Annotated in this window: 23 protein-coding genes; 11 read left to right on the top strand and 12 right to left on the bottom strand. The window is 71.3% G+C overall.

The genetic code is table 11. The annotated features are described in order from the left end of the window. Positions 1-16 precede the first annotated feature (16 nt). The gene (locus EXE58_RS14095; protein WP_135268471.1) at positions 17-1,195 is read right to left on the bottom strand and encodes an NAD(P)-dependent malic enzyme; all 1,179 of its coding nucleotides are present in this window, start codon (positions 1,193-1,195) and stop codon (positions 17-19) included. 19 nt (positions 1,196-1,214) lie between these two features. Then, a complete protein-coding gene (locus EXE58_RS14090) occupies positions 1,215-1,550 on the bottom strand; it encodes a S24/S26 family peptidase (RefSeq protein ID WP_135268470.1) in 336 nt (111 codons plus the stop codon). An 81-nt stretch (positions 1,551-1,631) separates the two neighbouring features. Between EXE58_RS14090 and sodN the strand changes: the two genes are divergently transcribed. The 3 genes from sodN (at position 1,632) to EXE58_RS14075 (ending at position 3,439) form a co-directional block, all read left to right on the top strand. Continuing rightward, entirely contained in the window at positions 1,632-2,048 is a 417-nt protein-coding gene (gene sodN, locus EXE58_RS14085; RefSeq protein WP_135268469.1) for a superoxide dismutase, Ni, read from the top strand. Between the two features lie 118 nt (positions 2,049-2,166). Then, on the top strand, positions 2,167-2,616 hold the full coding sequence (locus EXE58_RS14080) for an ATP-binding protein (protein ID WP_135268468.1): 450 nt from the start codon (positions 2,167-2,169) through the stop codon (positions 2,614-2,616). 1 nt (position 2,617) lies between these two features. Continuing rightward, positions 2,618-3,439 carry an RNA polymerase sigma factor SigF gene (locus tag EXE58_RS14075; RefSeq protein ID WP_135268467.1) on the top strand — a complete coding sequence of 274 codons (822 nt, stop codon included), beginning with the start codon at positions 2,618-2,620 and terminating at the stop codon, positions 3,437-3,439. Here the strand turns inward: EXE58_RS14075 and EXE58_RS14070 are convergent. Beyond that, a complete protein-coding gene (locus EXE58_RS14070) occupies positions 3,436-3,879 on the bottom strand; it encodes a hypothetical protein (protein ID WP_135268466.1) in 444 nt (147 codons plus the stop codon). The genes EXE58_RS14075 and EXE58_RS14070 overlap by 4 nt on opposite strands. Positions 3,880-4,065: 186 nt before the next feature. On the opposite strand from EXE58_RS14070, the gene EXE58_RS14065 reads away from it, so the two are divergent. Then, entirely contained in the window at positions 4,066-4,317 is a 252-nt protein-coding gene (locus EXE58_RS14065) for a WhiB family transcriptional regulator (protein ID WP_090969765.1), read from the top strand. Between the two features lie 33 nt (positions 4,318-4,350). On the opposite strand, the gene EXE58_RS14060 is transcribed toward EXE58_RS14065, so the two are convergent. Further along, positions 4,351-5,823 carry a sensor histidine kinase gene (locus EXE58_RS14060; protein ID WP_135268465.1) on the bottom strand — a complete coding sequence of 491 codons (1,473 nt, stop codon included), beginning with the start codon at positions 5,821-5,823 and terminating at the stop codon, positions 4,351-4,353. Positions 5,824-5,868: 45 nt separating this feature from the next. On the opposite strand from EXE58_RS14060, the gene EXE58_RS14055 reads away from it, so the two are divergent. Together EXE58_RS14055 and EXE58_RS14050 are read left to right on the top strand one after the other, a co-directional pair. After that, positions 5,869-6,732 carry a DUF2785 domain-containing protein gene (locus EXE58_RS14055; RefSeq protein ID WP_135268464.1) on the top strand — a complete coding sequence of 288 codons (864 nt, stop codon included), beginning with the start codon at positions 5,869-5,871 and terminating at the stop codon, positions 6,730-6,732. A 10-nt stretch (positions 6,733-6,742) separates the two neighbouring features. Further along, positions 6,743-8,449, top strand: a complete 1,707-nt coding sequence (locus EXE58_RS14050; RefSeq protein WP_135268463.1) for an acetolactate synthase — start codon at positions 6,743-6,745, stop codon at positions 8,447-8,449. 9 nt (positions 8,450-8,458) lie between these two features. Here the strand turns inward: EXE58_RS14050 and EXE58_RS14045 are convergent, their stop codons facing one another. Then, entirely contained in the window at positions 8,459-9,913 is a 1,455-nt protein-coding gene (locus EXE58_RS14045; protein WP_135268462.1) for a hypothetical protein, read from the bottom strand. Next, positions 9,910-10,428, bottom strand: coding sequence for a SigE family RNA polymerase sigma factor (locus EXE58_RS14040; protein ID WP_244242235.1), 519 nt, complete (start codon positions 10,426-10,428; stop codon positions 9,910-9,912). The genes EXE58_RS14045 and EXE58_RS14040 overlap by 4 nt, the downstream gene beginning before the upstream one ends. Positions 10,429-10,518: 90 nt before the next feature. Between EXE58_RS14040 and EXE58_RS14035 the strand changes: the two genes are divergently transcribed. After that, positions 10,519-10,893 carry a thioesterase family protein gene (locus EXE58_RS14035; RefSeq protein ID WP_135268461.1) on the top strand — a complete coding sequence of 125 codons (375 nt, stop codon included), beginning with the start codon at positions 10,519-10,521 and terminating at the stop codon, positions 10,891-10,893. 78 nt (positions 10,894-10,971) lie between these two features. Here the strand turns inward: EXE58_RS14035 and EXE58_RS20505 are convergent, their stop codons facing one another. From EXE58_RS20505 to EXE58_RS14010, 6 genes are all read right to left on the bottom strand, one after another. Next, complete coding sequence (locus tag EXE58_RS20505) at positions 10,972-11,046, bottom strand: 50S ribosomal protein bL37 (RefSeq protein ID WP_369759046.1); 75 nt, start codon at positions 11,044-11,046, stop codon at positions 10,972-10,974. 99 nt (positions 11,047-11,145) lie between these two features. Beyond that, positions 11,146-11,442, bottom strand: a complete 297-nt coding sequence (rsrA, locus tag EXE58_RS14030; RefSeq protein ID WP_244242234.1) for a mycothiol system anti-sigma-R factor — start codon at positions 11,440-11,442, stop codon at positions 11,146-11,148. Then, complete coding sequence (locus EXE58_RS14025) at positions 11,439-12,065, bottom strand: sigma-70 family RNA polymerase sigma factor (RefSeq protein WP_135268460.1); 627 nt, start codon at positions 12,063-12,065, stop codon at positions 11,439-11,441. The genes rsrA and EXE58_RS14025 overlap by 4 nt, the downstream gene beginning before the upstream one ends. 107 nt (positions 12,066-12,172) lie before the next feature. After that, on the bottom strand, positions 12,173-12,835 hold the full coding sequence (locus EXE58_RS14020; protein WP_135268459.1) for an alpha/beta hydrolase family protein: 663 nt from the start codon (positions 12,833-12,835) through the stop codon (positions 12,173-12,175). Next, a complete protein-coding gene (locus tag EXE58_RS14015) occupies positions 12,832-13,596 on the bottom strand; it encodes an SOS response-associated peptidase (protein WP_135268458.1) in 765 nt (254 codons plus the stop codon). The genes EXE58_RS14020 and EXE58_RS14015 overlap by 4 nt, the downstream gene beginning before the upstream one ends. A 38-nt stretch (positions 13,597-13,634) precedes the next feature. Next, entirely contained in the window at positions 13,635-14,390 is a 756-nt protein-coding gene (locus EXE58_RS14010; protein WP_135268457.1) for a hypothetical protein, read from the bottom strand. Between the two features lie 176 nt (positions 14,391-14,566). Here EXE58_RS14010 and EXE58_RS14005 point away from each other — a divergent pair, with 176 nt between their 5' ends. The 4 genes from EXE58_RS14005 to rsgA are packed head-to-tail and all read left to right on the top strand — an operon-like array spanning position 14,567 to position 19,307. Next, a complete protein-coding gene (locus EXE58_RS14005; RefSeq protein WP_208544020.1) occupies positions 14,567-16,432 on the top strand; it encodes a sigma-70 family RNA polymerase sigma factor in 1,866 nt (621 codons plus the stop codon). A 48-nt stretch (positions 16,433-16,480) separates the two neighbouring features. Continuing rightward, complete coding sequence (locus EXE58_RS14000) at positions 16,481-17,011, top strand: DoxX family membrane protein (protein WP_135268455.1); 531 nt, start codon at positions 16,481-16,483, stop codon at positions 17,009-17,011. After that, positions 17,011-18,309, top strand: coding sequence for a 3-phosphoshikimate 1-carboxyvinyltransferase (gene aroA, locus EXE58_RS13995; protein WP_135268454.1), 1,299 nt, complete (start codon positions 17,011-17,013; stop codon positions 18,307-18,309). The genes EXE58_RS14000 and aroA overlap by 1 nt, the downstream gene beginning before the upstream one ends. Next, positions 18,306-19,307, top strand: coding sequence for a ribosome small subunit-dependent GTPase A (rsgA, locus tag EXE58_RS13990; protein WP_135268453.1), 1,002 nt, complete (start codon positions 18,306-18,308; stop codon positions 19,305-19,307). The genes aroA and rsgA overlap by 4 nt, the downstream gene beginning before the upstream one ends. Positions 19,308-19,356 lie beyond the last annotated feature (49 nt).

Here is a 19,356-nt window from a genome sequence, read left to right as displayed (position 1 = left end):
GGGGCTCGGACGGCCCTCAGCGGCGGGCGACCCCGTCGAGACGCGCTGCCTCGGCCACCGCCGAGCGCACCGCGCCGGGGACCCGTGGGTCGAAGGGCGAGGGGATCACCAGGTCCTCGCGCAGGTTGTCCACCACGAGCTCCGCGAGAGCGTTGGCGGCAGCGAGCTTCATGCCCTCGGTGATGGCCGTCGCGTGCACGTCGAAGGCGCCACGGAAGATGCCCGGGAAGGCCAGCACGTTGTTGATCTGGTTGGGATAGTCGGAGCGTCCGGTCGCGACCACGCGGGCGTACTTGTGGGCGACGTCGGGGTGCACCTCGGGCGTGGGGTTGGCCATCGCGAAGATGATCGCCTCCGCAGCCATGGTGGCGACGAGCTCCTCGGGCACGGTGCCGCCCGAGACGCCGAGGTAGACGTCTGCGCCGTCGAGGGCCTCCGCCAGGGTGCCGCTGCGGCCCGTGCGGTCGGCGGTGAGCTGGGCGAGAGCACGCTTGACGGGCGTGAGGTCGGAGCGCTCGGAGCTGACCACGCCGCGACGGTCGGTGACCACGATGTCGGTGATGCCGGCGCCGAGCAGGATCTTCGCGATCGCGACTCCGGCGGCGCCGGCCCCGGAGATGACCACGCGCGTGGAGCCCGGCGAGCGACCGGTGAGCCGCAACGCGTTCTGGAGCGCGGCGAGCGCCACCACGGCGGTGCCGTGCTGGTCGTCGTGGAAGACAGGGATGTCGAGGCGCTCCTTGAGCCGTTCCTCGATCTCGAAGCACCGGGGTGCCGAGATGTCCTCGAGGTTGATCCCGCCGAAGCTGGGCGCCAGGCGGACGACGGTCTCGATGATCTCCTCGACATCGGTGGTGTCAAGACAGATCGGCACCGCGTCGACGCCACCGAACTGCTTGAACAGCACGGCCTTGCCCTCCATCACGGGCATGGCTGCAGCCGGACCGATGTCCCCGAGGCCGAGCACGGCCGTGCCGTCGGTGACGACCGCCACGGTGTTGGGCACCCAGGTGTAGTGCTGCGTCATCGACGGGTCGGCGGCGATCGCCTCACACACCCTCGCGACCCCCGGCGTGTAGGCCAGCGAGAGCTCGTCAGGGCCCGTCAGCTCGACGGTGGAGACGGTCTCCATCTTGCCGCCCACGTGGAGGTCGAACACCGGGTCGCCGGAATGGGGATGGCGCTCGGCATGCATGGGGGAAGTCTTTCACAGCTCACCTTCCGGACAGACGTCGTCCCAGCCGTGGTGAGGGCCACAGGCGTGCGACCACAACGGCCAGACAGTCCTCCACGGCGACCGGTCCGCGATGCCGTGAGTCCACTCCCTCGTCGGCGTTGTCGCTGAGCAGCCACCAGCCAGGCGCACCCGAGGCCGTCGCCCGGAGGTCCGCGGCCCGCTTCACGGCGAGAGTGCCGTCGGCGAACCGCGCCACCACGAGCGAGCCGGGTCGCACCCGCCTGCCGTACGACACCAGCAGGCGGTCGCCCTCCCGCAGCGCGGGCTCCATCGACCGACCACGCACGATCGCCATTCCCACACGACCTCTCATGCGGGCAAGACCCCGCTGCAGACCTGGCGGCACGCGGAGTAGTGTCGCAGCCAGACGCAGCTCCCGATCGAGAGGAACCCGATGCTTCGCCCCAGCAACCTTTCCGCCTGGTTCGCGCCGACCGTCGAGGTCTCTGCCCACTGCGACCTGCCGTGCGGCGTCTACGACCCCGCTCAGGCCCGCATCGAGGCCGAGTCCGTCAAGGCCATCATCACCAAGGCTCTCGACAGCGACGACGCAGACTTCCGCACCCGCGCCATCATGATCAAGGAGCAGCGCTCCGAGCTCGTCAAGCACCACCTGTGGGTGCTGTGGACCGACTACTTCAAGCCGCCGCACTTCGAGAAGTACCCCCAGCTCCACACGCTCGTGAACGAGGCGACCAAGCTGGCCGGCGCCTCCGGCACCAAGGGCGAGCTCGATGCCGCCAAGGCCGACGAGCTCCTCGCCAAGATCGACGAGATCGCCGAGATCTTCTGGGAGACCAAGAAGGCCTGAGCGCCCTGCCCGACGCCTTCTGACGCCGCCCCCGGCCCTGCCGCGGGCGGCGTCGGCGTCTCCGGGCTAGGGTTTCGGACAGAACGCCCATCAGCATCGAGACGGGACTCAGACCCAGATGGCCTGGACACGACAAGACCAGCCCCAGCAGGCCGGCACGACTGAGCCGCGGCCTGATGTCGAGCTCAGGCTCCCCGCCGAGAGCGTCTACGCCGCAGTCGTCCGCACCACCGCCGCAGGGCTCGCCGCGCGGCTCGACTTCACCATCGACGACATCGAGGACCTCCGCATCGCCATGAGCGAGGCCACCGCCCTGGTGATCCCGACGGCCGACCCGGGATCGGACGTCTTCTGCAGGTTCACCTTCGGGCCGGGTGCGGGACTGCTCACCGTGGAGATCGAGGCCGAGACGACCGACGAGCCCACGCTCGACCCCAACGGGTTCGCCTGGCAGGTCCTCGACACCCTCGCCCAGGACGCCTCCGCGCGGTCGGGGGACGGAAGGTTCGCGATCAGGTTCACGGTGAGATCGCAGCTCGCCCCACAGATGTCGGGTCCAGACCGCTGACATGGGGCTACACGACACGGGGGACTCCGCGGTGGAGGACGTGGGCGACGAGACGCCGAGCAACCTGGAGCGCGTGCGCGCGCAGAGCGCCGAGCTCTTCTCCACCCTGCACGACCCCGGTTCCTCCGAGGCCGAGCGTGGCCAGGCCCGCCACGACCTGGTCCACCTGCACCTACCCCTGGTCGAGCACTGCGCGCGACGGTTCCGCAACCGGGGCGAGCCGTTCGAGGACCTCGTCCAGGTCGGCACCATCGGCCTGATCAAGGCGGTCGACCGCTTCGAGCCTGAGCGCGGCCTGGAGTTCTCGACCTACGCGACACCGACCGTCATCGGCGAGGTCAAGCGCTACTTCCGTGACAAGGGCTGGGCGATCCGCGTGCCGAGGCGGCTCCAGGAGCTACGCATGCAGATCTCCACCTCCACCCAGGAGCTGACCCACCAGCTGGGTCGCTCGCCGACACCGCGTGAGCTCGCCGACGCGCTCGGCTGCAGCGTGGAGGAGGTCATGGAGGGCATCGAGTCCAGCCACGCCTATGCGACGTTGTCCCTCGATGCCTCCAACGACTCCGAGGACGGCGCCCCGAGCATGCTGGCGATGCTCGGTGCCGAGGACTCCCACATCGAGCACATCGAGATCCGCGAGTCGATCCGCCCGATGCTCGAAGGCCTCGGAGAGCGTGAGAAGCGCATCTTGTTGCTGCGCTTCTTCAAGAACATGACCCAGTCCCAGATCGCCGAGGAGATCGGGGTCTCCCAGATGCACGTGTCGCGCCTGCTGACCCGCACGCTGGGGCAGCTTCGAGAGTCTCTCGAGTCCGACTAGGTCTTCGGCTCGCCCGGAGGGTCGTCCGGCCAGGTCTCCTCGACCTCCAGGGCAGCCATGCTGGCCGGGTGGGCGAGCCCCGCCACGACCACGACCGCCAGCACCGCCAGGATCGCCGCGAACGGCTTGGTCTGGCCCTCCCAGAGGTTCCAGGCCAAGCCCAGGGCGATGAGCTGCGCGACGATCACCGGACTGATGCCCCACCGCTGCCGCCTCGCGAGTCCCCGGGCACACGCACCGAGTCCGAGGGCGCCCCCGAGGAAGAACAGCGCGGTCGTCAGCCCCATCGTGAGTCGCTCGCCGTGCAGCGACGCGCTCTCCATCACCGCGAGGCCCAGCAGGAGCACGGCCTCCACGAACACCACCGAGGCGGCTGTCAGCAGTGGCGGAGGGGCCGAGCGTCCGGCTGCTCCACCCCGATCGGCGGCTGTGTGTGGCACATCGCCTAGAGTAGTTGTGACGGAAGTGACCACGCGTGGGGGTTGTGCCGGCCCTCATCTCTTGCGACGCTGGTCGCTGCGCCCCGTGCGTCTCGCATGATCCTGCCCTGACACCGGCGCGCCCCTGCACTGCACAAGGGCCCACCACCCCCGGCCCGGCCTGAAGAAAGAGGAAAACCCCGACTCATGGATTGGCGCAGCCGCTCTGCCTGCCTCGACGAGGACCCGGAGCTGTTCTTCCCGATCGGCAACACCGGCCCGGCCATCCTCCAGATCGAGGAGGCCAAGCAGGTGTGCCGGCGGTGCGACGTCCGCGAGCAGTGCCTGGCCTGGGCGCTCGAGGCCGGTCAGGACCACGGCGTCTGGGGTGGACTGAGCGAGGACGAGCGCCGGGCGCTCAAGCGTCGCAACGCGCGCGCCCGCATCCGCACCGCCTGACCGGGGCGCGAGCGCCACTCGGCGCAGCCTCCCTCAGCCGAGCGGCACGTCGACCTGCACGCGAGTGCCTCGGCCGACGCCCGGACCGATCTCGAGGACGCCGTCGAGCTCCGACTCCACGAGGGTCCGCACGATCGACAGCCCGAGGTTGACGGACCCGTCGAGCGCGAAGCCCTCCGGGAGCCCGTGACCGTCGTCCTCGACGATCAGGTGGAGGCGCCCCACGATCCGGCGCGCGGTGACCATGATCTGTCCCGGCTGGTCTGCGGGACGGCCGGCGAAGCCGTGCTCGACGGCGTTCTGCAGCACCTCGGTCAGGACCATCGCCAGCGCCGTCGCCATGGCCGAGGGCAACGAGCCGAAGCTGCCTTGGCGTACGACACGCACCGCGGCCTCGACTCCCGAGACCTCGGTGACCATCGATCCGAGCCGGTCGGCGACCTCGTCGAAGTCGACCGTCTCCTCCACGGCGTGGCTCAAGGTCTCGTGGACCACGGCGATGGTGCCGACCCTGCGGACGGCCTCCTCGAGCGCCGCGCGGGCCCCGGGCTCCTCGATCCGCCTGGCCTGGAGCCGGAGCAGAGCAGCCACCGTCTGGAGGTTGTTCTTCACGCGGTGGTGGATCTCGCGGATGGTGACGTCCTTGGTGACCAGCTCCTGGTCGCGACGCCGCAGGTCGGAGACGTCGCGGACGAGCAGGAGCGCGCCGATGCGATCACCACGCGGCCGGAGCGGGATGCTGCGCACGATCAGCGTCACGGCGTCGGAGGCCACCTCGGCGTCTCGGACGTCGCGGCCACCGAGCACGGCGCTGAGGGTCTCCTCGTCCAGCCGTCGACGAGCGGGCACGAGGTCACGCGTGAGGTCGGTCAGCACCAGACCGCTCAGGTCGCCCTGGAGCCCGAGACGTCGGTAGGCGGAGAGCGCGTTGGGGCTCGCGTAGACGACGCGCCCGCCCGGGTCGAGGCGCACGAACCCGTCCCCGACCCGCGGCGAGTCCGCGTGGTCGCCGCGCTGTCCGGGCTGCGGGAACGCTCCCGTGGCGATCATCTGCGTGAGGTCTCCGGCCGTCTGGAGGTAGCTCAGCTCGAGCCGGCTGGGCGTGCGCACCCCGAGGAGGTTGGTGTTGCGCACGACGACCGCGATCACCCGACCGTCGCGGCGGACCGGGATGACCTCGACCCGGACGGGGACGTCGTCACGCCACTCCGGATCGCCCTCGCGCACCACACGACCGAGCTCGAACGCCTCGTCGATCATGCGTCGGCGCCCGACCGGGACGAACGTGCCGAGGACGTCGTCCACGAGCGCGGTGGGACCGGTCGTGGGTCGCATCTGCCCACCTGCCCAGAAACCCCTGCCGTCGCGGTCCGGGAGCCACAGGACCAGGTCGGCGAAGGAGAGGTCGGCGAGGATCTGCCAGTCGGCCATGAGCAGGCGCAGCCACTCCACGTCGTCCTCGTCGAGGTCGGTGTGGGCACGCACGAGCTCGGGCAGCGACGGCACCTCCCCAGCCTATGGGCAGGTTGTGACTGCTGGCAGGATGGCGACATGGTCTCGGACTACTGGCAGCAGGTGCAGCGCACCGGCCTCCAGGTGCCGGCCGACCGCCCCCTGGACGAGCTGACCGCCGAGCTGACCTCGATGCTCGGCTCCACGGCCGCGGAGGTGCGCGACGGCACCGCCTACCCGGTGCTGGCGACCTGGATCGACCGCGGGGTCTACGACGACCTCCTCGCCGGGCTGGGTGATGGGATGGTGGCGGGGCTCCAGAGCGGGCTGGGCGAGTCGGGGACCGACTCGGTCTTCCGACGCAGCTTCAGCGCACTGGTCCTCTCCGAGTGCCTCCAGCACAACAACGAGCGGCACCTGCTGCCGGGATCCAAGGTCCTGGAGTGGGGCGATCACATCGCGACGTGGTACCTGCGGGAGCGTGACACCCGCGGCTACGTGCAGGGGAAGGGGTGGGCCCATGCGATCGCCCACGGAGCGGACGCGATCGGGGTCCTCGCCGGGTCTCCCCACTTCGCCGCCAACGAGCTCACCGTCCTCCTCGACGTCGTGGCCGATCGCCTGCTGATGCCCTCATCCGCTCCGCTGCTCTCCGGGGAGCCCGACCGGATGGCCGTGGCCACGATGGCCGTGCTGCGCCGCAACGTCGTCAGCCTGAGCATCCTCGAGCCCTGGATCGCGCGCATCGCCGCGTCCGCGCGTGCGCTGGGCAGTGCCACCGAGAACCCCTACGCCAGGACCCTCGACCCCCAGAACTTCCTCCGCGCACTCTTCGTCCAGCTCTCCCTGGCGGCTGATCCTCCCCAGGTGCGTCCCGACCTCCTGCTGACGGTGATCGACGCCCTCCGCGCAACCAACAGCGAATACCTGCAGGCGCCGCGCCAGCCGGCCGAGGTCGACTAGCCTGCGCTGCATGACCTCAGAGCCCACCGAGACGTCCACGAGCAGCACCGGCGAGATCACCGGACACAGCGGAGAGCTGGCTGTCCAGGTCGCCCGCGCGCACGGCGTCGAGACCATGTTCACCCTCTCCGGGGCCCACGTGTTCCCGATGTACGACGGCGCGGTCAAGACTCAGCAGGACGGTCAGGGCCCCGCGATGCGACTGCTCGACGTGCGCCACGAGCAGACCGCGGCGTTCGCCGCCGAGGCCACCGGCAAGCTGACCCGCGTGCCGGGCCTGGCGGTGCTGACGGCCGGACCCGGCGTCACCAACGGCATCTCGGCGATCGCCCAGGCGCAGTTCGCCGGCTCCCCCATGGTCGTCGTCGGTGGTCGTGCCCCGCAGAACCGCTGGGGCACCGGCGCGCTGCAGGAGCTCGACCAGCCGCCGATCATCGCTCCCATCGCGAAGTCCGCACGCACCCTGATGACTGCCGCCGACGTGGCTGAGGGGATGGACGAGGCATTCACCCTCGCACGTTCCAGCCACCGGGGGCCCGTCTTCGTCGACATCCCCATGGACGAGTTCTTCAACTCCGCCAGCGGCACGGTCGGCGCAGGCGGGACGACCCGCCTCGAGCCCGACCCCGAGGCCGTCCGCAGGGTCGCGGGCCTGCTCGCCGAGGCGTCGCGTCCCGTGCTGATCCTCAGCACCGACGTGTGGGCCGACGGCGCCGAGGAGGCGGCGCTGCGCTTCGTCGAGGACCTCGGTGTCCCCACCCTCACCAACGGCATGGGCCGCGGCATCCTGCCCGGCGGTCACCGTCACCTCGTGACCAAGGCCCGCGGCGCCGCACTCTCCGGTGCCGACCTCGTGGTGGTCGTGGGCACGCCGCTCGACTTCCGCCTCGGCTACGGCGTCTTCGGCGGCCCCGACAAGAACCCTGACGGCGCGTTCGCCAAGGTCGTGCACGTCGCCGACTCCCCCGGTCAGGTGTCCGGCCACGCCGACCTCGCCGCGTCGGTCGCCGGCGACCTCACCACCGTCCTCGACGGCATCCAGGCGGCGATCGAGAGCGGCGCCAAGCCCGACTGGTCCGCCTGGTCCGACCAGCTCGCCGACCTGGTCAAGGCCGCCACCGCCCGCGACGCCGAGCTGCTCACCGCCGAGGCCGACCCGATCCACCCCGCCCGAATCTACGGCGAGCTCGTGCCTCGTCTCGCCGACGACTCGGTGGTCATCGGCGACGGTGGCGACTTCGTGTCCTTCGCCGGCAAGTTCGTGGAGCCGAAGCGGCCCGGCGGCTGGCTCGACCCCGGACCCTACGGCTGCCTGGGCGCCGGCCTGGGCTCTGCCATCGCCGCCAGGATCGCTCGCCCGTCGGCGCAGGTGACCCTGCTGCTGGGCGACGGCGCCGCGGGGTTCTCGCTGATGGACGTCGACACCCTCGTCCGACACGACCTCCCCGTCGTCATGGTCATGGGCAACAACTCCGCCTGGGGCCTGGAGAAGGGCCCCATGCAGATGCTCTACGGCTACGACGTGGCCGCCGACCTCGCCCAGCGGACGCCGTACGACCAGGTGGTCACGGCGCTCGGCGGTGCGGGCGAGACCGTCACCGACCCCACGCAGATCGGCCCGGCGCTCGACCGCGCCTACGCGTCGGGGGTGCCCTACCTCGTCAACGTCATCACCGACGTGGAGGCGGCCTACCCGCGCAACACCTTCGGGATCTGACCGCGGCCCTCAGCAGGCGCGGGCCGTGCCGGGGTCCGAAGGGTCGGTGAAGCAGACGGTCCCGCGCGGCACCGCCGTCACCTGGGCGTCGCCGACCATCACCCACGACCGCAGCTCCCACGGGCCCGCCTCGTCAGCTGTGTCGGCGACCGCCGTGAACAGCCCACCGCGAGGGGTCAGCCAGGTGCGCTGGGCCCGGCCGTCGTCGAGGTAGCCGGTGCCCGGCTGCAGCGGCCCCACCGGATCGAGCTGCACGAGCCGACCACCCAGCTCGGCCACGACCCACATGGCCCCCGGCTCGTCACCGTCCTCCGACGCCACCAGGAAGGTCGCCCCATCGAAGCCACCGTCGGTGGCGATGAAGGGCGCAGTGGTGAAGACCCGCGGCTCCGACCCGGTCCGCAGGGGCAGGCGCAGCTGGTCGCCGCTGCGCACCGTCACCACGAGCTCCGCGTCGGCCCCCGCGGTGCTGGAAGGCTCCAACACAGCCCGGTAGCGGAGGTAGTCGGGTCCCGCGGAGAACGACGAACCGACGGCGATGCGCTCGTCGGCGACCGGGGCCACGTCAGGAAGCGGGTCGACCTCCCCAGGTGAGCATGCACGCCGGCGGCCGTCCGCGGTCACCACGACGCAGGAGGGGTCGGCGGGCTCCGGGACGAGCGCGCCGTCCTCGCGCAACCGCCACCTCACCACGTCGACGATGTGCTCCTCCGGCCGGAAGAGGCTCATCCCCACCGACGCGAAGGAGCCCCGGGACACTCCCGAGAACATGGCGCCACCCTCGATCCAGTAGTCGACGACCCGGACCATGTCGTAGTGCTCAGTGCCGCCCTCGACCTCGAGACTCCCCCGCCTGAACAGCTCTCGGTCCGTGGGCACGGCCTCGACCAGCACACCGTCGCGCAGGTCGAGCACCATCGGCAGCGTCGTCATCGGGTCGGTCGGGTCCGTGTAGTAGAGGACCATCTCCTCGTCACCGTCGCCGTCGGCGTCGATGGGCTCCAACGTGTCGACGCCGACCGTCGTGCCGAGGTCCACCACCCCGTAGGCCTCGGCGCCGTCGCCGCTGAGCGTCGTCTGCAACCTGACCCGGCCGTCGTACTCCCTGCTGGGCTCCCCGAGGAAACTGACCTTCTCGTCGGCGCCGTCGCCGTCGAGGTCGAGCCGGGCCGGCCCGGAGTCCGCCACCCGGTCCCAGGCCCTTCCGACGTCCGGCGGGACCACCACGTCGGACCTGTCCGGCTGGGGCGCGGGAGCGACGCGATCGTCGCCCTGGTCGATGACCAGCGTGAGCACCAAGGCCAGCACGACGCTCGCGGCGGCCGCCATGACGAGCAGCGGCGTACGACGCCACGCGGGCGCCGCGGGCGCGGCCCTCGGTGAGAGGTGCTCGGGCTGCACCTGGTCGGCCAGCGCGGAGAGCGCCTCCGAGACACGCCTCTCGAGGTCGGTGGGGGTGCTCATCGCACGTCCTCCTGTCGGTCCAGGGCTCGCTCGAGGGCTGCGAGCGCGCGGCTGGCCGTGGACTTCACGGTGCCGCGGCTGATGTCGAGGGTGGTGGCGATCTCCGCCTCGGAGAGGCCGGACCAGTAGCGCAGCACCACGACCTCGCGCTGGCGCGGGGCCAGCTCGCGCAGGGCGGCCACGACCTCGCGGTGCTCCTCCGCCACCACGAAGCGGTCCTCGGGAGTGGCCGGCCCGACCTCCTGGGGCGGCACGTAGGCACGAGCGGTGCGCCGGCGCCGCAGCGCCGACCGCGAGGCGTTGACCACGGACACCCGGAGATAGCCAAGGGCCTTGGACGGGTCGTCCATCGCCCCGCGGCGCCGCGTGAGGGCGGTGAACGCGTCCTGGACGACGTCCTCGGCCGAGGCGAGGTCGTCCACCAGCAGGATGGCCAGCCGCACGAGCGAGAGCCGGTGGGCGGCATAGAGCTCGGCGATGTCGACGGCGCCGTCGTGGGCGCGGCTGCGGGTCACGCTGCTCCTCACGTTCCTCGAGCGGCTGCTCGTCAGGTCGATGGTCACACCTGGTAGACGTCCGCGACCGGTGATGGTTGCCTTGCCACCATGCCCGATCTGGCCGCCGCGCTCACCTTCACCGTCACCGACACCGACACCGCGATCGCGGTCGGCAGCGGGGCCCTGCCCGTGCTGGGCACCCCCCGGCTGCTCGCCTGGTGCGAGGCCGCGACGTGCGCGGCGATCGAGTCGGCCCTCGCAGACGGGAGCACCAGCGTGGGCACCCGGGTGAGCCTGGAGCACCTGGCTGCCAGCCCGGTCGGAGCCGAGGTCGAGGTCAGCGCCTCGTCGTCGTACGTCGACGGTCGCCTGCACCGGTTCACCGTCTCGGCGCGGCACACCGCCGACGGCAAGGTGGTCGCCGCCGGCGAGGTGACGCGGGTCGTGGTCGACGCTGACCGCTTCATGTCACGCGTCGGCTGAGGCAGCACGCGGACAGAATGCACACGGACCCCCGGCCGAGGCCGGGGGTCCGTGTCTACGACGTGGTGTCGTGTGCGCTCAGGCGTTGGGGCGCTTGCCGTGGTTCGCGCCCTTCTTCTTGCGAGCGCGGCGCTTGCGTCCGGTCTTGCCCATGATGAACTCCTCGATCGTGTTGCCCTGGTGGTTGCCCGTTCAGGGCGTGCCGCCCATTGTCGCAAACCGAGACGGCCCGCGCCAATCTCGTGGACGTCTTCAGGTTTCGCGGATCTGGACCTGCACCTCGCGGATACGTAGCCGGACCCTGTCGCGCAGGGCTTCGGGCGCCGTCTCGTGGCAGGACCTCGCCACGACCTCCTTGACGGTGCGCTGGAGGTCGAAGCGCTCCAGGCAGGGACCGCACTCGCGAAGGTGCGTCTGGACGACGACGCAGTCGGCCTCGTCGAGCTCGTTGTCGAGGAAGTAGACGATGCGCTCGAGGTAGTCGGCGCACTCCTCGCTGCTGTGCTGCATCTCGCCGCCCGGTTGCATGTCGGGGCTCTCCGGACTCATGACTTACCTCCGTCGGTCCCCACCGGCAGGAGGTGGTTGCCGTGGACGTAGTCGGACAGCATGTCGCGCAGCTGGCGCCGGCCACGGTGAAGGCGGGACATCACGGTGCCGATGGGAGTGTCCATGATCTCGGCGATCTCCTTGTAGGGGAATCCCTCGACGTCGGCCAGGTAGACCGCGAGACGGAACTCCTCGGGCAGCCGCTGGAGGGCGTCCTTGACCTCCGAGTCGGGCAGGCGCTCCAGGGCCTCCGTCTCGGCGGAACGCAGCCCGGTCGAGGTGTGGGACTCCGCGCGAGCCAGCTGCCAGTCCTCGACGTCCTCGGACATCGACTGCTGGGGCTGGCGCTGCTTCTTGCGGTAGTTGTTGATGTAGGTGTTGGTCAGGATCCGGTACAGCCAGGCCTTGAGGTTGGTGCCCGGCCGGAACTGGTGGAAGGCCGAGTAGGCCTTCGCGAAGGTCTCCTGCACCAGGTCCTCGGCGTCCGCGGGATTGCGGGTCATACGCATCGCAGCGCCGTACAGCTGGTCGAGGAACGGCAGCGCGTCACGCTCGAAGCGTGCCGAGCGCTCCTCGTCGGTCTCTTCGCGCAGCAGCGCGTCGGGGTCCACTGAGTCATTCATCGCCACCCACACTACCGCCGGTCGAGCGCCCTGCGGCGTCGTCGAGCCGAGAGCGTCCGGGCTCCGCGTCGGGTGTTCGAGCAAGGCAGGCACACGGGGGGAACACCTCAGCGCGCGGAGGGATTCCCGACGACCTCGCGAACCAGCCACTCCAGCGTGGATTCCACGACGATGCCGAGAGCGTCCTGCTGGGTGACGGGCCCTCGCGCGGGCACCTTCAGCCCGTGGTCGGCGCCCGGCACCACGCACAGGTCCACGTGGTCGAGGTCCCCGGGGAACTCCTCGGGACGACCCATCGGATCGGACTCGCCCTGGATCACCAGGGTCGGCAGCCCGACCGCCTTCAGCTCCGGCAGCCGGGACTGGTCGGGCCGCCCGGGCGGGTGCAGGGGGAAGGACAGGGCGAGGCAGCCGGTGGCGCCGAGGCGGCGCGCCGTACGGGCGGCAGACCTGGCTCCGGCCGAACGCCCACCGACCACGAGAGGCGTGCGGACGCGCATCGCGTCGGCGGCGCACGTCAAGGCGGCGTCCAGGGTCGCCGGCGCGGTGGCGACCTTGCGGCCGGCCACGCGCCACGGCTGCTCGAAGAGCGCCACCGAGACCCCCTGCGCCGGCAGCGCATCGGCCAGCGCCCACAGGTCGCGGGCCTCGACCCCACCGCCTGCGCCGTGGCTCAGCAGCAGGGTGACGATCGGCCGCCGTGCCCGGCGCGTGTGCATCCGCCCCTCACCCTGGGGCGTCTCGACGGAGCGCACGACCGCCTGCTTCACGGCAGCTCCTCCTGGTCCTCCAGCGGTAGCGGCTCGAGCAGCTCGCGACCGTTGTTGCGGACGTTGCTCACCAACGTCGTCACCGGGTATGCCTCCAGCGTCCCGGGGGACGCGGGGACGAGCAAGGAGGACTGGCCCGGGACGGAGGGATCGAGCCACTCGTCCCAGCGCTCGCGCTCGACCATCATCGGCATCCGGTCGTGGATGTGGCCGAGCGAGTCCTCTGCCTCGGTGGTGAGGACCGTACAGGTCCAACGGAAGCGGTCCGGGTCGTCGTCGGCCCTGGCGGGATCGCGCCAGATCTCGTAGAGGCCCGCCATCGCCAGGACAGTGCCGTCCCGCGGGCGGATGAAGAACGGCTGCTTGACCGGTTTGCCCTTCGCGTTGGTCCGCTCGGTGGGGTACCACTCGTAGTAGCCGTCGGCCGGGAGCAGGCAGCGGCGCGCTGCGAAGGCGCGCTTGTAGGCAGGCTTCTCGCCGACGGTCTCGACGCGCGCGTTGATCATGCGGTTGCCGATGGACGCCTCCTTGGCCCACGACGGCACCAGGCCCCACGTCAGCACCCGGAGCTGGCGCTCCGCCTCACGGGCCTCAGTCTCCTCGGACGCCGGCCGCGCCGGTCGCTCGAGAACCGCGTAGACCTCCTTGGTGGGCGCCACGTTGTAGTCGGCGGCCAAGGGTGCCGGCACGCGGTTCTCGACGACCTCGAACTCCTCGACGAGGTCCTCGGGCTTGCGTGAGGAGGCGTAACGACCGCACATGGCCCCACCCTAGGGCGTGCTGGACAGCGGGCCGACGCTCAGCGGCGAGCGAGCTCGTCGAGCAGCACGGCAGCCGTGTCGTTGCTGCCGGGCAGGCCCTCGATCCATACCCGGGAGCTGACCTGCGGGTCGATGCTGGCGAGCAGGGTGCGAAGCACCTTCACACGGCGGCCCAGCCTCTCGTCGCGCTCCACGAGCATCCCGACGCGGACGGCCCCGAGACGCGCGACCATCTCGTCTCGCACGAAGACCGTGCGTGCGCACTCACCCATGCGGGTGACGCGCATCGCCCGGGTGAAGTGGTCCCCGACCTCCTCGGACGGGTCGGCATCGTCATCGGGCAGCTCGGCCACCACCAGGGCGTGGGTGTCGTTGGGACGGACCCGGGCGCGGTAGAGGTCGGTCAGGCGGCTGCGGAGGTGGGCCTGGCTGGCCAGTCCCGTCATCGGGTCGACGCACGAGAGCTGGTGGAGGTAGCCGAGCGTGGTGTCGCTCCACGCCACCATGAGAGCCGCCACGGCGCCGAAGTCCGGATCGCACCCGCGGACCGCCCACCAGGTGGCCCGGAGCGCCTCGATGGCCTCCTCGGCCGACAGCCCGTCACGGGCCAGGTCGCGCCCCACGACGCTGCACGCGAGGACCGGGTCAGAGCCCGCGAGGAGGGCCTCCCCCACGACCTCGAGGCGACGTGGCAGCCCCGTCTGCTCGTCGGCGACCTGCTCCTCGACGATCGACGTCCTGGCCCGGACACATGCAGCCGTGGCGCGACGCGCTCGCGAGGCAAAGATGCCCACCGGCTGCTCCTCCCTCGTGTCGTGACTCAGGTGGAACGACCCGGCGGCGATCCCATGACGTGGAATGAAAGCAAAGATTTCTCGAAGAAGAGCAGAAGGAACGCCCTGGGAGTTACAGTTCCTAGTCTCGGAGGCACGGTTCTGCCTCCACCCCGATGCGAATCGACGGACAGGCGATGACCGCTCTCAGCACGAGCCCGGAGACCCTCAGCGACGCTGAGCTGATCTCCGCCGTGCGGGGCGGCGACGTCGAGGCCTACGGCACGCTGTTCGAACGGCACGCGGAAGCAGCGCGTCGGCTGGCTCGCCAGCTGGTCTCCGCCGGTGATGCCGAGGATCTCGTGTCCGAGGCGTTCGTCAAGGTGCTCACCGTCCTCCAACGTGGCGGCGGACCCGACGTGGCCTTCCGTGCCTACCTGCTGACCGCCGTACGGCGACTCCGCGTCGACCGCCTGCGAGCCGGGTCCAGGCTCCACACCACCGACGACATGGAGGCCTTCGACCCCGGTGTGCCCTTCCGCGACACCGCGGTCGAGGGCTTCGAGAACGCCGCTGCGGCCAAGGCCTTCGCCTCCCTCCCCGAGCGCTGGCAGCTCGTCCTGTGGCACACCGAGGTCGAGGGCAGCAAGCCGGCCGACATCGCGCCTCTGCTCGGGATGAGCGCCAACTCCGTCTCGGCGCTGGCCTACCGGGCCCGCGAGGGGCTGCGGCAGGCCTTCTTGAGCCAGCACGCCGCGGAGCTCGAGGACGACACCTGCCGGTGGACGCACCAGCAGCTCGGTGCCTACGTCCGCAACGCGATCGCGCGGCGGGATGCAGCCAAGGTGGAGGCACACCTGCAGGAGTGCCGCCCCTGCACCGCGGTCTACCTGGAGCTGACCGAGGTCAACTCCAACCTCTCCGCCATCCTCGCGCCGCTGCTCCTCGGTGGCGTCGCGACCGCCTACGTGGCATCGGTCTCGACGTCCGCGCCGGTCGGCGTCGCGCTCGTGCTGGGAAGGCTGCGGGATCTCGTCGTCCAGAACGCCGCCACCTCCGCCGTGGCCGGGGTGGCCAGCAGCGTCGCGGTGGTGGGCGCGGTCGCGGTCATCGCAGGCGGAGGGACCGCTCCCCTGCCTTCGGACCCCACCGCCGCACCCAGCCTCGTGCCTTCCAGCTCGGCGGCTGTCGCCGGTGTCGAGCCGGAGACCACGAAGGAGCGGGCGGCCGATCCTCGCGTCCAGGCGGCCACGGCCCCCGTGGTCGTGGCCCTCCCCGCCACCGACACCATCCCCGCGCCGGTGACGACGGAGCCTCCGGTTCCCGTGCCGACACCTGTGGAGACGACCGAGGCTGTTCCGACGCCGACACCCACGGCGACTCCGACCTCCTCCCCGACGGCGACTCCCACCGCGACGCCGACCGGCACCCCGACGAGCATCCCGACCGCGACGCCGACCGCTTCGCCCCCGGTCCCGCCGACGCCGACGGTGACTCCCCCCGTCCCCCCGACGCCCGTCGTCACGCCGCCTGTCACGCCGCCGGTCACGCCGACGCCGACGCTGGAACCGAGCACCAGCCCCACCGGGTCCCCGACGAGCGAGCCCACTGATTCCCCGACCGACGAACCCTCGGTGCCCCCCACCGACGACCCGACCGCGTCTCCCACCGACGAGCCCACGGTGACACCGACGGGTACTCCGACGCCTGTCGACCTCGCGCTCACCCTCAGCGATCCGCTGCTGGCCGGGCCCAACCAGTACGAGCTCGTGGCCAGGGTCCAGGGGCTCCCCGCCGACATGACGGGTGTGCTCACCTTCACAGGAGAGGACGTCGCGAGGATGGAAGCTCTCGAGTCCTCGGGCTGCACCCCACCGGTTCGTGACCGCCGTGTCGTCACCGTCACGTGCAGCTTCGACACCAGCCCCTACGACGTGACTCTGTACGTGACGGCCCCGCAGGGCGGCACGATCACCGCAGAGGTGGCTGCCGTCCCGAACGAGGAGCGCGACGACAACAACGCTGGTCAGTGGGTCCTCCCGGCCCCCACCGCTGCTCCGTGATCCGGGCGAGACCTTCAGGCGGTCGGCGCCATCGTGTAGACAAGTGACATGACCATCACGCGCCTGCTCGCTCGTCCGATGCTCTCCTCCCTCTTCGTGGTCGGCGCAGTCAATGCGCTCAAGAACGCCCAGGCGTCCGCCGCCCGCGCCAAGCCGGTCACCGACAAGGTGGTCCCCATGGCCCAGCGCGCCATGCCGGGCGCTCCGATCCCCACCGACGCGGTCACCCTGGTCCGGCTCAACGCCGCGGCCCAGCTGGCCGGTGCCGCGGCGCTCGCGACGGGTCGCGCCCCGCGCCTGAGCGCTGCCGTGCTGGCGGCGTCCCTCGTCCCGACCACGGCTGCGGGCCACCGGTTCTGGGAGGAGAGCGACCCCGCCACCCGTAGCCAGCAGAAGCTCCACTTCTTCAAGAACGTCTCCGTCCTGGGCGGCCTGCTCCTCGCCGCGGTCGACACCGACGGCAAGCCGGGGATGGCCTGGCGTGCCCGCCGCGCTGCAGGTGACGTCCGTCGTGAGGCCCGCCAGCTCGCCAAGGACGCCCGCCGCGAGGCCAAGCTGGCTCGCGCGCAGCTGACCTGATGGAGCACTACGCAGCACCCCGCCCCACCTCGCCCGTCGACCGGGCGGTCAGCCTTCCTGGCAGCAAGTCCCTCACCAACCGGGCTCTCCTCCTCGCCGCACTCTCCGACGGGCCCAGCGTCGTTCGGCGCCCGCTCCGATCGCGCGACACCGACCTGATGGCGGGTGCGCTCACCGCCTTGGGCACGCACGTCGACGTGGTCGAGGGTGACTGGCGCGTCACGCCGAGTCCCTGGACCTCCGACGCCAAGGTCGACTGCGGGCTCGCGGGCACCGTGATGCGCTTCGTTCCCCCGGTCGCCGGGCTGTCCGAGGGCACGGTGGCCTTCGACGGCGACCCCCACATGCGCAACCGACCAGTCGGCCCGATGCTCGCCGCGCTGGCCGCCCTCGGCATCCGTTTCGACGACGGCGGCCGCGGAGCGCTCCCCTTCACCGTGCGCGGATCCGGCTCGGTCCCCGGCGGCACCGTCACGATCGACGCAAGCGCGTCCTCCCAGTTTGTCTCGGCGCTGCTCCTCGCCGGCGCCCGTTTCGAGCACGGCGTCGACGTGAGGCACGTCGGCAAGCCGGTGCCGTCGCTCCCCCACATCGACATGACCGTGGCGATGCTCCGCGAGCACGGCGTCGACGTCGACGACAGCGACGCCAACCGGTGGGCGGTGGCTCCCGGGGTGCTGCGCGCGGTCGACCACGTCATCGAGCCCGACCTGTCCAACGCGGCGCCCTTCCTCGCCCTCGCCGCCGCCACCGGCGGCCGTGTCACGGTGAGCGACTGGCCTCGGCACACCACCCAACCCGGCGATGCACTGCGCGAGGTCCTCGCCCTCATGGGGGCCGACGTCGTGCTCGACGACCGAGGACTGACCGTCACGGGCACGGCCGAGCTGCACGGCATCGACCTCGACCTGCACGACATCGGCGAGCTGACGCCGGCGATCGCCGCGCTGTGCGCCTTGGCCGACTCGCCCTCCCACCTGCGCGGCGTCGCCCACATCCGGGGTCACGAGACCGACCGGCTCGCGGCTCTCGCGCGAGAGCTGGGGGGGCTCGGTTCGGTCGTGGAGGAACACGACGACGGCCTGACGATTCGCCCGGGCGACCTGCACGGAGGCGTCTTCCACACCTACGCCGACCACCGGATGGCCCATGCCGGGGTGATCCTGGGCGCGGTGGTCGAAGGGGTCCTCGTCGAGGACATCGCCACCACCTCGAAGACGTTCCCTGGCTTTGCAGCGACTTGGACCGGGCTGGTCGAAGGGCTCGTGGGCGGACCGGCCGGGACGCAACAGCCGTGAGCGGTCGCTACTCCGAGCACGACCACGAGCACTACGAGAGACCCCGTCGGCGCACCCGCCCTCGCACCAAGGACCGCCCCAGCTACGACGACGCCGTCGCAGGCAGGGTCGTGACGGTCGACCGCGGCCGGTTCACGTTGCTGGTCGACGGCCGGACCGTCATGGCGATGAAGTCGCGTCCACTGGGGCGCAAGGGCGTGGTGGTCGGCGACCACGTCCGCATCGTCGGAGACACCAGCGGCGACGACGGATCACTGGCCCGCATCGTCGAGGTGGTCGAGCGCACCACCACCCTGCGTCGTACTGCCGACGACGACGACCCGGTCGAGCGGGTCATCGTCTCCAACGCCGACCAGCTGGTCGTCGTCACCGCCCTCGCCGACCCCGAGCCCCGCCCACGCCTGATCGACCGAGCGCTGGTGGCGGCGTACGACGCGGGCATGGCGCCCCTGCTGTGCCTCACCAAGGCCGACCTGGCCGACCCGGAGACCCTGTTGTCGACCTATCGCTCGCTCGGCGTGCCGTGGGTGGTCACCCAGCTCAAGGGTGAGGGCGCAGGTGACCTCTCCGAGCTGCGCGAGCGGCTTCGCGGGCGCACCAGCGTCATGGTCGGCCACAGCGGGGTGGGGAAGTCCACGCTCGTCAACGCCCTGGTTCCCCAGGCGCACCGCGAGGTCGGCATCGTCAACGCGGTCACGGGCCGCGGGCGCCACACGTCCACCAGCGCCTATCTCCTCGAGCTGCCCGACGGCGACGGCTGGATCATCGACACCCCCGGCATCCGCTCCTTCGGGCTCGCGCACGTCCAGCCCGAGCAGCTCATCGAGGCCTTCCCCGACCTCGACGAGATGACCGAGGACTGTCCACGCGGGTGCACCCACGGCATCGACGAGCCCGAGTGCGGTCTCGATGAGGCGATCGCCCGGGGCGAGGCCGACGTCGACCGGGTGACGTCCTTCCGTCGGCTGCTCGCCGCAAGGTCGATCAGCGACTACTAGCCAAGGTCGACACGCGCGCCCGCCGCCGACCGTCGAAGAGGATGGTGGG

Source organism: Nocardioides seonyuensis (assembly GCF_004683965.1).
Lineage (GTDB): Bacteria > Actinomycetota > Actinomycetes > Propionibacteriales > Nocardioidaceae > Nocardioides > Nocardioides seonyuensis.
Note: the sequence above shows the minus strand (reverse complement) of the source record. Positions and strands in the feature narration are given on the sequence as shown.